This is a genomic window from Pseudaminobacter soli (ex Zhang et al. 2022), from assembly GCF_014595955.1.
Classification (GTDB): domain Bacteria; phylum Pseudomonadota; class Alphaproteobacteria; order Rhizobiales; family Rhizobiaceae; genus Kumtagia; species Kumtagia pseudosoli.
Window position 1 is genome coordinate 199,453 of record NZ_JABVCF010000009.1, and the last position, 12,312, is coordinate 211,764.

Annotated in this window: 11 protein-coding genes; 2 read left to right on the forward strand and 9 right to left on the reverse strand. The window is 63.2% G+C overall.

Features of this window, described 5'->3' with window-relative positions:
* Positions 1-207: 207 nt before the first annotated feature.
* From HUI96_RS17795 to HUI96_RS17810, 4 genes are all read right to left on the reverse strand, one after another.
* Entirely contained in the window at positions 208-1,377 is a 1,170-nt protein-coding gene (locus tag HUI96_RS17795; RefSeq protein ID WP_237684188.1) for an ABC transporter ATP-binding protein, read from the reverse strand.
* A 2-nt stretch (positions 1,378-1,379) separates the two neighbouring features.
* A complete protein-coding gene (locus tag HUI96_RS17800; RefSeq protein WP_188256022.1) occupies positions 1,380-2,213 on the reverse strand; it encodes an ABC transporter permease in 834 nt (277 codons plus the stop codon).
* Positions 2,214-2,219: 6 nt separating this feature from the next.
* A complete protein-coding gene (locus tag HUI96_RS17805) occupies positions 2,220-3,098 on the reverse strand; it encodes an ABC transporter permease (RefSeq protein ID WP_188256023.1) in 879 nt (292 codons plus the stop codon).
* Between the two features lie 77 nt (positions 3,099-3,175).
* Positions 3,176-4,462 (reverse strand): ABC transporter substrate-binding protein, encoded by a 1,287-nt coding sequence (locus HUI96_RS17810; protein ID WP_188256024.1) that lies wholly within the window; start codon positions 4,460-4,462, stop codon positions 3,176-3,178.
* Positions 4,463-4,867: 405 nt separating this feature from the next.
* Between HUI96_RS17810 and HUI96_RS17815 the strand changes: the two genes are divergently transcribed.
* Together HUI96_RS17815 and HUI96_RS17820 are read left to right on the forward strand one after the other, a co-directional pair.
* A complete protein-coding gene (locus tag HUI96_RS17815; protein WP_188256025.1) occupies positions 4,868-5,770 on the forward strand; it encodes a LysR substrate-binding domain-containing protein in 903 nt (300 codons plus the stop codon).
* Positions 5,771-5,822: 52 nt separating this feature from the next.
* Entirely contained in the window at positions 5,823-6,836 is a 1,014-nt protein-coding gene (locus HUI96_RS17820; RefSeq protein WP_188256026.1) for an ornithine cyclodeaminase family protein, read from the forward strand.
* Positions 6,837-7,205: 369 nt separating this feature from the next.
* On the opposite strand, the gene HUI96_RS17825 is transcribed toward HUI96_RS17820, so the two are convergent.
* From HUI96_RS17825 to HUI96_RS17845, 5 genes are all read right to left on the reverse strand, one after another.
* On the reverse strand, positions 7,206-8,456 hold the full coding sequence (locus HUI96_RS17825) for a cysteine desulfurase-like protein (protein WP_337918439.1): 1,251 nt from the start codon (positions 8,454-8,456) through the stop codon (positions 7,206-7,208).
* 52 nt (positions 8,457-8,508) lie between these two features.
* Entirely contained in the window at positions 8,509-9,180 is a 672-nt protein-coding gene (locus tag HUI96_RS17830; protein WP_188256027.1) for an amino acid ABC transporter permease, read from the reverse strand.
* A gap of 69 nt (positions 9,181-9,249) precedes the next feature.
* Complete coding sequence (locus tag HUI96_RS17835; protein ID WP_188256028.1) at positions 9,250-10,041, reverse strand: ABC transporter substrate-binding protein; 792 nt, start codon at positions 10,039-10,041, stop codon at positions 9,250-9,252.
* Positions 10,042-10,111: 70 nt separating this feature from the next.
* A complete protein-coding gene (locus tag HUI96_RS17840; RefSeq protein ID WP_188256029.1) occupies positions 10,112-11,305 on the reverse strand; it encodes a pyridoxal phosphate-dependent aminotransferase in 1,194 nt (397 codons plus the stop codon).
* 133 nt (positions 11,306-11,438) lie between these two features.
* Positions 11,439-12,239: an HpcH/HpaI aldolase family protein gene (locus tag HUI96_RS17845; RefSeq protein ID WP_188256124.1), complete on the reverse strand. Its 801-nt coding sequence runs from the start codon at positions 12,237-12,239 to the stop codon at positions 11,439-11,441.
* Between the last annotated feature and the right edge of the window lie 73 nt (positions 12,240-12,312).

The following is a 12,312-nucleotide window of genomic DNA, read 5'->3' on the forward strand; positions in this document are numbered from 1 at the left end:
TTGCTTCCGCAGCGGACTGGGGTTACCTCTCGCTTGCGGCGCGACTGGCCTCGAACGCCGAAGCCGAACCAGGCGCGCAAATAATTTCGGCCAGGCACGGCAAACCGCACCTAGCGCCTACCCCAGAAGGGCAGGCCCACTTCAGTTTCATTCGCTCCTCGGATCGCGCGGCCTCCCTCGGCCGCGCGCCGCATCCTCCAGGTTTCCCTAGTGTCCGTGGTCTGCGGCCACGCCGGAATCGACCTTGCTCAGCACATGGACATCCTCGGCCTTCCAGTTCGCCACGACCGGATCGCCGGTATCGACCGGCTCAGCGAAATAGGCCGAGTCCGAAACGTTGGCGACGAACACGTCGCTGGCGACGTTGATGGTCACCTTGACGTAGCTGCCCTGATACTCCGTGGCGTCTACGATGCCTGCTATCGAGTTCACCGCATTGACGCCGTTGCCGCGTCCTTTCTTCAGCGAGACGCGGTCGCGACGGACCGCGACCGACAAGGGCGAGCCCGCGGCAGCCGATGACGCGGCGTGCGCGGTCTCATAGATCGAGCCGTCGGCGGCCTTCAGCTTGAGCACGCCATTGCCGCTCTTCTCGACCGTGCCGGTGAGCACGTTCTGGCCGCCCATAAAGCGGGCGACGTAGGGGGTCTTCGGCTTGTCGAAGATGATGTTGGCGGTATCGGCCTGGTCGATGCGGCCGGTGTCCATCACGACCACCATGTCGGCCAGCGCGATCGCCTCAGGCTGGGTATGGGTGACGTGCACGAAGGTGATGCCGAGTTCGTTCTGCAGGCTCTTCAGTTCGCCGCGCATTTTGAGCCGCAGGAACTCGTCGAGCGCCGAGAGCGGTTCGTCGAGCAGCAGCACCTTCGGATTGGTGATGAGCGAGCGGGCGAGCGCCACGCGCTGCTGCTGGCCGCCCGAGAGTTGAGCCGGCATGCGGTCCTTCAGATGATCGAGTTGGACACGCTGCAGCATCTCGAGCGCGCGCTGACGACGCTCCTCTTTCCCGACGCCCCGCATCTTCAGGTAGAAGGCGACGTTGTCCTGGATCGTGAGGTGCGGGAACAGAGCGTAGCTCTGGAACATCATCGCTGTACCGCGTTCCACCGGCGGCTTGCCCACGACCATCTGGTCGCCGATGTAGATTTCTCCGGAGGTCGGCGTTTCGTGACCCGCGATCATGCGCAGGATCGTGGTTTTGCCGCAGCCGGACGGGCCGAGCAGGCAGCAATAGGAGCCGTGCGGAATGGTCAGGTTGATGTCCTTGACCGCATAGGAATTGCCGAACTGCTTGGTGACGTTGACCAGCCGGATTTCGCCCGATCCGGGCTGGGCGGCGACGCTCGTGCCCTGGAGATTTGGGTTGGCCATCATGTTCATTTTCCGCGGGACCGTTTGCGTTGGATGATGAGGATCGACGAAAGCGCGAGCGCAATCACGGCGAAGGAGACGATGGTGGTCACCGTGCCCAGCGCATAGAGCGCTGGCGAGGTGACGTTGGTGGTCATCGTCCAGATCTCGAGCGGCAGCGTGTTCTTCGTGCCGACGGTCAGCCAACTCCTGGGGAACTCGTCATAGGAGAGCGTGAAGCCGAATAGCGCCACCGCGATCATGCCGGGAAAGACGATCGGCACGACCACGTCCTTGACCGTCTGCCAGCGCGACGCGCCGAGATCGTGGGCCGCCTCTTCGTAGGACGGATTGAGCCGCCCCAGCACCGCGAACATGATGAGCAGCCCGAACGGCAACGCCCACGAGAGATGCGCGCCGAGAGCCGAACCCCACCAGCTCGCCGTCAGGCCGAGGTATCGGAAGGTCACCAGTATGCCGATCGACAGTACCAGGCCCGGTACGATGAGGCTGGCAATGGCCATGTAGAAGATCGCCGTCGAACCGCGGAAGCGGCGGCGGAAGGCAAAACCCGCGGTAACCGAGATCAGCACCGTCAGGAACATCACGATGAGCGCAAGCGGCAGAGACCGGTTGAACGCGCCGGCCACGTCGCCGGTGCGCCGCGGGCTGAACAGTTCGTGGAACCACATGAGGGACGGATCGCGCAGCGGGAAGACGAGCGAAGCCGACGGCCCCTGGAAGGACAGGATCAGCACCGCGATCATCGGCCCATAGAGGAAGATGACGAAGAGCGTGAACAGCGCTGCGAGGACGTAGAAGGTCCAGGGACGCGAGCCGTAGGAGGGGGACGCGGACATCGGCCTTTACCTCACGAGTTCCTTGCGCACGTCGACGAGCCGGAAGATGGCGGCTGCGATCAGAAGCACGACGATGAGAAGGATCACGGCGTTGGCTGCCGCGCGCGGATAGTTCAGGAACTGCAGGTCGTTGAAGATGCCGGAGGTGGCCGAGCCCGACAGGCCGCCGCTCATCACGGTCACGACGAAGAAGTCGCCCATCACCAGTGTCACGACGAACAGTGCGCCGAGCGCGATGCCGGTCTTGCAGAGCGGCAGCACCACATTCCACACTACGCCCCAGCGGGTCGCGCCGGCGTCGACGGCCGCTTCGAGCAGAGACTTGTCGATGCGCGCCATGGAATTGAAGATCGGTACGATCATGAACAGGGTGAACAGGTGGACATAGGCCACCACGACCGAGAAATCCGAGTAGAGCAGCCATTGCAGCGGCTGGTCGATGACGCCCGCCTTGATCAGCGCGCTGTTGATCAGTCCCTCGGTGCCCAGCACCGGGCGCCACGAGATCATGCGGATGATGTTCGACGTCCAGAAGGGAACGGTGCAGACGAGGAAGAGCCCGATTGCAATCAGCAAGCTGCGGACGTGGAAGACGAGGAAGTAGGCGATCCAGAAGCCCAGCACAAAGGTGATCGCCAGCGTGATCAGCGTGAACTTGACCGTGGACAGATAGAGCGTCCAGGTCGTCGGATTGGAGAACAGGTCGATATAATTGCGGAAGGTGAAGTCCGGCACGATGCCGACCAGCATCTGGTATCGGAAGAAGCTGACCACGACCACAAGCGCGACCGGGACGGCGAAGAATAAGAGCAGGACCAGCATCAGCGGCGCGACCTGAAGGTAGGTGGTCAGCGGCGATTTGCTGGCGGCATTACTGGGCGACATCGGGGCATTCCAAGGCGTTGCTCAAGCGGGTGATGGCGAGGGCGGCGACAAGGGCCGCCCTCCCCGGAATTCGAGGCTTACGCCGCGTTGAACTCGTTCCACTTGGCGTACAGGAACTCGGCCTCGTCCATGAGGTTGTTCCAGACCGCCACCTTCGAGAAGCGCTCCTCGTAGGAGCCCCCGTCGCGCACCTCGCCGGCCGAGTTGGTCTTCTCGCCGGTCGGGCTGGTGATGTCGGCGGTCGCGGCCTTGCCCTCGTAGAAGAAGCCGCGCTCGTTCTCGGTCAGAGCCGCCTTGGCGGTCTCCGGATTGGAGCTGTAGTAGCCCTGCTTGGCGATGAAGCCGCCGACCCAGCCGGAATTGTACCAGTTGAGGTACTCGTAGGCAGCGTCGCGCTTCAGGCCGTCGAGATGCGCCATCAGACCGAGGCCGTTGCCCCATCCGCGATAGCCTTCCTTGAGCGGCTGGTAGACGCAGTTGATGCCCTGCGTGCGCACGGCCGTCACGGCAGGCGACCACATCGACTGGATAACCACCTCGCCCGCCGCCATCAGGTTGACGCTTTCGTCGAAGGTGTTCCAGAGCGCGCGGAAATGCTTGGCCTTCTTCAGTTCGATCAGGCGGGCGATCGTCTTCGTGAGCTCTTCCTGGGTCGGGTTGCCCTTGTCGCCAAATTTCAGCTCGCCAGCCGCCTCCATCGCCATCATAGCGTCCATGATGCCGTTGGTCGGGATGTTCTGGATAGCTGCCTTGCCCTTGAAGTCGGGGGAGAACAGATCGGCCCAGCTCGTGATTTCGCGTCCGGTGAGATCGGGACGGATGCCGAGCGTGTCAGCATTGTAGACGCCGGGGCAGAAGTTCGCCCACTCGGTCTTGCCGGTGGCGAAGGCGTTGCTGTCCTGGTTTTCGCGGTAGATGAACTCGAAGGGCGAGTCGCCCTCGCGGGAGGCTTCCTTGCCGGCGAATGTTCCCTCGGTATAGAGGGGTGTCAGTTGGCCCCAGTTCTTGATCTTGGCGATCTCGACGCCCTGGAGGACGCCCTGCGGCACGGCGACCTTCGACTGCCAGATCTCCATGTCGGCGATGTCGATCGACTTCGGATCGTTGACCATGCGGTTGATCAGGCCGGGGTGGTCGACCACGGACATCTCGACCTTGAAGCCGAGGTCCTGGCTCGCCTGACGCGCGATGTCGACGATCGTTGAATAGGACATGCCGGTATGCACCAGCGTCACGTCCTTGAGGTTTTGCGCCCACACGGTGGGAAAGCCGGTAATAGCGGTTGCGCCCGCGATCGCCGCACCGCCCTTGAGCACGCCGCGTCTTGTCACCTTCTTGGCGGAAAGTCCGTCTGTCTTCTTCATGCTATTCTCCCATTGTTGTCAGCATTCACTGCCGTCCGGATTGCCGCCTCACCGGTTCCCCCGATGTTTTTCTAGCTTTCTTGCGAAGCCGATGAGCCAGCAGGTCTAGTTAATCCAATTCAGCCCTTCTCTTCTCGTCCGTTCCCTCACTATCATCCTCGTTTCTTCGCCCGGCAATCCCGGCGCGAGCCAAACACACCGATGCGCAAAAGGCAGGCAAGGCTTCGCTCAAATAAGCGCATGGCGCTGCAACGCCTGCAAGCGGTGGCCGCAGGTAGATCCATTAATCTGTTCACCCTCGCGCCACTTACGGGCGCTTTTTTCAATTGATAGAAAGACTAGACAGCAGAGTTTTGATTGTGAAATAATTATTTCTGAAATCATTGATCCAAAAATGTTATCAATGTGCGCTATGATCTGAAGCACCTTGCGACCTTCGTGGCAGTGGCCGAGGAGCTCAACTTCCATCGCGCCGCCGACCGTCTGACCATGGCGCAGCCCGCCGTGAGCAGGGTCGTTCTGGAACTCGAGGAAAGACTGGGCGTAAAGCTTCTGGAGCGCACCACTCGTAAGGTAAGACTTACGGAATCGGGGCGCTATCTGCTCGAAGAGGCCCAGGACATCCTGGGGCGCATCGACGTGGCCGAGAACACCGTCCGGCTTCTCGCCTCCGGCACCAAGGCGATCCTCAGGATCGGCTACACGACGATCACCGGTCATTCGCTTTTGCCAGACATCACCCGGGAGTTCCGGCGGGCCAATCCGGACGTGCGGCTGGAACTGACCTATCTCCATGCCCCCGCGCAGCGCGACAAGATCCTCCAAGACGAGATCGACCTCGGCTTCATCGAGGGCTCGTTCCAGAGCTCCGAGATCGAGTCACGGCCTCTCGCCCAGCATAGGCTGATGGCGCTGCTGCCGCCGAACCATCCGCTCTCGACACGGCAGTCCCTTACCATTGACGATCTCGCACGGGAGGAGTTGGTCATGGGCACCAACGCCGAGTGGCCGACGCTGCGCCGCATCGTCGTCGACGCCTTCCAGAAGGCCGGCCAGGTCCTGACCGTGGCACAGGAGGCGTCGAGCCTCACCGGCATCCTCGGCCTTGTCACCGCAGGCGTCGGCATCACCATCTTCACCGGCATGCCACGCTTCTGCGGCGAGCATGCGATCGTGCCGAAGCCGATCGTCACCGATCCGCCGGTGATCGTCGAGACGCATCTTGCCTGGCGCCGCGCCAGTCTGAGCGGCGCAATGCGCCGCTTCATCGAGACCAGCGAGCACGTCGGCAGGAGCTACATGCTTTGACCGGCTGACCAATGCTGCCGGTCCAATCCATCCAGAAAAGGGGAACATCGAGATGGAAAACTGGGCGAACCGCAAGACGCTGATACTGGGCCGCAGCGAAATGATCGGCCTGCTAAAACCGGGCGAGTACAACGACTGTGTCGAGCAGGCCTACCGCATGCATGGCGAGGGCCGCTTCTACATGGATCCGAAGGGCCACATCGTGCTCGACCGCTTTCCGGGCGAGTGGGAGGCGATGCCTTCCTACATCGAGGAGCCGCATGCGGCCGCCTGCAAATGGGTCTCGATCCGCGAGTGGAACCGCGAGCGGTTCAACCTGCCGACGGTGTTCTCGATCCTCATCTACACCCATCCGGAGACCGGGTTTCCACTCGCCATCGTCGACGGCAGCTATCACACGGTGATGCGCACCGGCTCGGCCGCCGCCGTCTCGGCCAAGTGGCTGGCGCGCAAGGATTCCCGCAAGCTGGCGATCGTCGGAGCCGGGCACATGGCTGAGGGCGCGCTCGCGACCTGCAACGAGGTATTCCCCTGGTCCGAGGTGCGGCTCTGGAGCCGCAGCCAGGAGACGCTCGACCATTTCGTCAAGGAGCAGCAGCCGAAATACGGCAGCTTCGAGATCAAGCCGTCGACCAACATCGAACAGGTGGTGCGCGGGGCCGACGTGGTCGTCACCATCACGCCGGCGCGCGGGCCGATCGTCATGGACGAATGGATCTCGCCGGGCACGCACATCGCAGCGGTCGGCGCCGACAAGAAGGGCGATCAGGAGCTTGAGGGCAAGATCCTGCAGCGCGCCCGCATCTTCGTCGACGACATCCGCCAGTGCCGCACCGATGGCGAGATCAACGTGCCTCTCTCCGAAGGCCTGATCACAGAGGCCGACATCGCCGGCGAGATCGGCGAGGTGATCACCGGCAGGAAGCAGGGCCGCACCTCGGACGATGAGATCACGCTGTTCGACTCGACCGGCATCGCGCTGCAGGATTCGGCGACCGTGCCGCTGGAATACGAGCGCGCGCTGGCGGCTGGAGTGGGCATCGAGAAGAAGATGATTTCGACCTGAGGAAGCTGCCGGGAGAGATTGAGAAGGGCCCCTGCTTCTTCGTCATCCTAAGGCGGAGCAACCGCGGAGCGGTGTCGCGAAGACCCTAGGATCCATGCCGGAGCAATGCGGCCGTATCCGGCAAAGCAGATTAACACTGGGATGCGAGCGGGCTCGGCACCGGCTGTGTTCGTCCGGACTGGTCCGGCATGGATCCTCGGGTCAAGCCCGAGGATGACAAACGCAGAGATGAAATCGGCCAATCGTCGCACGCGTCAATCAACCCCGCGAAAAACTTCGAGTCTCAGCCCGAACCAGCTAGACCCTCGAACCATTCGGGATTGGCCTCCTCGGGCGGAGGCCTGTCGGTTGTCCCCTCATCCGCCTCTCTCACGTCCTCCGCGAAATCTCCCGCAGCGCCTCCTCGAACCGGCCGATCTCCTCGACCGTGTTGTAGTGGACGAGCGAGACGCGGATGGCGCCGCTGTCCATGCTGAGCCCCAGCCGGTTCATCAGCCGCGGCGCGTACATGTGGCCGTCGCGGATTCCGATCTCGCGGCTCGCCATCTCCTCCACGATCATCTGCGGCGACAGCGTGCCGATGTTGAACATGAAGGTCGGCACCCGCTCCTGGATGCGGCTCTCGTCCGCAATGCCATAGACTGTCGCGCCGCAGCCCTTCAGCACGCGCAGCATCTCGCGGGCGAGCAAGATCTCGTAGTCGCGGATCGCACCCATGCCGGCGACGATGTTGTCCCGGCGCGTGCGGTTGTTCGACGGCGCAAAGCCGCGCCCGACCGACTCGAGATACCTGACCGCGGCATCCATGCCCGACACGTTCTCGTAGATGAAGGTGCCTGCCTCGACCTTGTAGGGAGGCTCGTCGGGGATGAAATCCTCGCGGAAGGTGGGCAGCCGCTTGAGCGCATCATACCGCCCCCAAAGAAAACCCATGTGCGGCGAGAAATTCTTGTAGCCGGAGCAGACGAGATAGTCGCAGCCCCACGCCTGCACGTCGATGAGCGCATGCGGGCCGTAATGGACGCAGTCGAGGAAGAGCTCCGCGCCAGCCGCATGGGCGATCTCAGCAACGGAAGCGACGTCGACGATCGAGCCAATGGCGTGCGCGGCCACCGCGCAGGCGACGAGCCGGGTGCGGTCGGAGACGAGCGGGCGCAGGTCATCAACGTGGAGATTGCCGTCCTCTCGCATGCGCCACCACTTGATCTTCACGCCTGAGGGCGCGAGCGCCAGCCAGGTGGCGATGTTGGCGTCATGGTCCATGTCGGTGACGACGATCTCGTCACGATCCGACAGCATCTGGCCGATGCCGAGGCTGACCAGCCGGATGAACGAGGTGGCGTTCATCCCGAAGCAGATCTCCTCCGGGCGGTAGGCGTTGATCAGGATCGCCACGCTCTCGCGCGCAGTCGCCACGGATTGATCCACCCGGACGCTGCGGCCATAGCGCCCGCCGCGCTGCACGTTGAAGTCGGTGAGGTGGGTGGTCACCGCATCGAGCACGCTCTGCGGGATTTGCGCGCCGGCCGCATTGTCCATGAAGATGAAGGAGCCCGCCTTCTGCAATGCCGGGAACTGGGCGCGCACCGCCTCGATTCGGAAAGTATTCTGCTGATGCACGGCTATCTCCTCCAGTCCGTGATGAGTTGTTCTGGTTCGAGGCGGCGAGCCCTTACCGCTCCGCCGCCTTCGCGCGCTTCTCCACCCATCCGACCAGCCGAACCATGGGCCAGAGGAAGGCGAGATAGACGACCGCCGCGGCGATCAGCGGAGACGGATTGGCGTAGAAGGCCTGCGCGTCGTTGGCTTCCTTGAGCAGTTCCGGTAGCGCCACGGCCGACGCCAGCGAGGTGTCCTTGAACATCGACACGCAGTTGCTGGTGGTCGGCGGGATGACCAGCCGCACAGCCTGCGGCAGAATCACCTTGCGCAGCGTGAGGATGAAAGGAAGTCCGAGCGCGTGCGCGGCCTCGAACTGGCCCTTCGGGATGCTCTCGATGCCCGAGCGGAAGACCTCGGCCGAATATGCCGACATGACGAAGGAGAACGCCAAGGTCGCCGACGCCCAGGACGACAGCCGGATGCCGACGAAAGGCAGCGCGTAGTAGATCAGGATCAGCACCACCAGCACCGGCATTGCGCGAAAAATGTCGATGTAGCCGATGGTGAGCCAGCGGAACGGCTTTGGCGCGTAGAGGCGTACGAGGCTGATCACCAGCCCGAGCGGAATGCCGATGCCGATCGCGCAGAGGCCGAGCAGCAGTGTGTTGACCAGGCCTCGCATCAGCGCCGGCAAAGCCGACGCCATGACCTGCGCGTTGAAAAAAGTCTCGAGCAAAGTCATTACGAACTCCCGCCAAAACAATCGTGCCGGCATTCAGCCGGCACGATCAACACAGAGATGCTGGTGCGATTACGCTTTCGGCAGCGGCGCCTCGACGACCGTGGAGGAATCCGCCGGCGGCTCGGTGCCGAACCACTTCTTATGGATGGCGGCCAGCGTCCCGTCCTTCTTCATCTCGGTGAGCGCGTCGTTGATCTTGCCGAGCAGCGGATGGTTCTTGGTCATCATCAGCCCGTACTGCTCGCCGGTCTTGATGCGGTCGACGACCGCCAGACCCTGCATCTTGGTGAACGCGTATCCCATGCCGGGTACGTCGCTGACCACGCCGTCGATGCGGCCGGCGGAGAGATCGAGCAGGACCTCCTGCTGGGTGTTGTAGCCCTTGATCTCGGCAAAGCCCTGTTCGGACTGGTGCTCCTTCGACCACTTGTCGCCGGTCGAGCCCGACAGCACGCCGACGATCTTGCCCTTGAGATCGGCAAGCGACTTAACCTCGCCGTCCTTCTTGGCGGCGATGCCCATGTCGGAATCGTAGTAGGGCTGCGTGAAGGACTGCGAGCCGAGCCGCTCCTGGGTGATGGTGATCGAGGAGATCGCCACATCGATGCGCCCCGAACTGGTCGCGGCGAAGAGCGGCTGGAAGTCGAGGCCCTGGATGTCGACGTTCATGCCGAGCCGCTTGGCTGCCTCGGTGACGATGTCGACCTCGAAGCCCTCGAAGTTTCCGCTCTCGCCCTTGAACTCGAAGGGCGGGTTGTTCGGGTAGGACCCGACATTGAGCGTCTCCTGGGCGACGGCCGGCCCGGCCGAGATGCCGAGCGCGGCGGCCAGAATGAGCAGATTTCGGCGGCTAAGTATCATTATGTTCCCCTTCTTTGTTGTGAGGGCTCCCCGCCCTCTGGTTGTTTGCCGTTCCGCCTTCCGCGGCTCGTCAATTCAAGGCTTCGACCATCCGGTCGAGCGCAGTCTCGATCTGCTCGGCGCTGCGGAAGACGCACATGCGCAGAAACCGGTCGGCAGGGCTGCCGAACAGGTAACCCGGCGCCAGTCCGACGCGGGCCTTCTCCAGAATGTCGGTGCAGGCGCGGCGCGAGTCGCTCTCTCCTTCCAGTGCGAAGAACGCGTACATGCCGCCGCGCGGCTTGGCCGGGAGTACGACCCGGTTGATCCGGCCCAGCCTGTCATAGGCAAGGTCGAGCCCCGTCTTGACCCTTTCCTTGATCTCCTGGACCAGCGACTCCCCTTGCCGTATCGCGGCAGCCGCGCCGGCCTGGATCGGTCCGGCGGTTCCGCTGTTGATGTACTGCGTCATCGCGGCGAGTTGGTCGGCAACGCCGGACGGATGCGTCAGCCAGCCGACGCGCCAGCCGGTCATCGCCCAGGCCTTCGAGAAAGTATTGACGGACATCACCCGGTCGCCGTCTTCGGCGATCTGCAGGATGGAGGGCGCGACATCTCCATCGAAGTAGAGCCGGCCATAGACCTCGTCGGAGATGATCCAGATACCGGTGCGGCGGCTGAATTCGAGCAGCGCCTCCATCTCGGCCTTCGTGGCTGTCCATCCGGTGGGGTTGGACGGGGTCGACAGGAAGATCGCGCGGGTCCGGGCGTTGCAACTGGCGAACAGTTTGTCGAGATCGAGCCGCCAGTCGCCATCCCTGAACTCGAGCGGGAACGGCCGCGGCTCGCCGCCGATCAGGTGAATGGCGTTGTGGATGTTCGGCCACTGTGGCGCGACATAGATGACGTTCGTGCCGACGTCGACGATCAGTTCCAGCGCCATGTAGAGCGCCTGCATGCCGCTGGGCGTGACGGTCGTGCGCTCGATGGGGATCGGCCGGCCGTGCAGCCGCGTTTGATAATCGGCCAGCGCCTCGATCAGCGGCCCGTACCCGCGCATGTTGGGAATGTAGAAGGTGAGCCCGTCGTCGAAGGCGGCCTTGGCCGCCTCGCGGATGAAGGCCGGCGTGACCATGTCGCCTTCCCCGTACCAAAGCGCGATCACGTCGCCCAGTTCGCGGGCGCGTATTGCCAGGTGGGAGATGTTCTCGGTTTGGAGGTCGCGAATTTGCGCGCGGATGCCTTCGAAGGCGTAGCGCGCCCTGCCCGCGGCTTCAGGTGGCATGAAAGACAATAAGGACCCCCACAGGACTTTTGCGCATGTTCGCCGGCGCCTGCTAGTATGAGATCATTCTATTGTCGGCCCGACAAGCAATGCTATCCGAAGCCGTGTGCATTTCAAGGCGCAAGTTTTAAGCTTAAACAAATTCGCCCCCTGCTTGCTTACCTTGATCGCCATCGGCAGATTCGGTTTTCGCCCTCCTGAGTCTTTCCGCCACGGCCTCCCCGAGAAACATCGTGTCGCTTGCCAGAATAAAGAAGCTGGCACCCTTCACGGACCATTTGGCGACGTCTTCCGGCCTTGCGCAGAAAATGCCAGCCGCCTTGCCCTTGGCCAGCGCCGCTGCAATGATGCTTTCGATCGCACTGGCAAGGCGCACGGCATGTTCGGGCCCAATCGCACCAAGCGAGACCGACAGGTCGCCGGGACCGACGAATACCACATCCACGCCCTCGGTCGCAGCGATCGCATCCGCATTCGCGAGCCCTTCGGCGGTCTCGACCTGGACCGCGACCAGCACCCCTGAATTTGCCGCGGCCAGATACTCGAAGATGCGATAACCGTAACCGGCGGCGCGCCCCGGCCCGACGCCGCGCTCACCTTCCGGCGGGAAACGCGCTGCCTTGACCGCCGCCCTCGCCTGCTCGGCGCTGGAAACGCGCGGCACAAGCACGCCGCGGGCGCCGCTGTCGAGAGCGGCCGCAATCGCCTCCGGTCCGTGGCCCGGGACCCGGACCAGTGCCGGGACGCCATGCACGTCGGCAGCCCGAACCAGGTTCTCGATGCCGTCGCGGGCGATCTGCGCATGTTCCCAATCCATGCACAGGAAGTCCGGACCCGAGTGCGCGACCACCTCTACGGCGACAGGGTGCGGGATCGCTGCAAACGTGCCGACGAGCTTCGCCCTTTCGAGACATCTATCGCGGAAGCCGGTCATTTGGCGTCCGTTTGTATCCATGCTGCCGCCCCCCTTCCGGATGTTCTTCCTTGTAACTAGGAGGAGAAGGCAG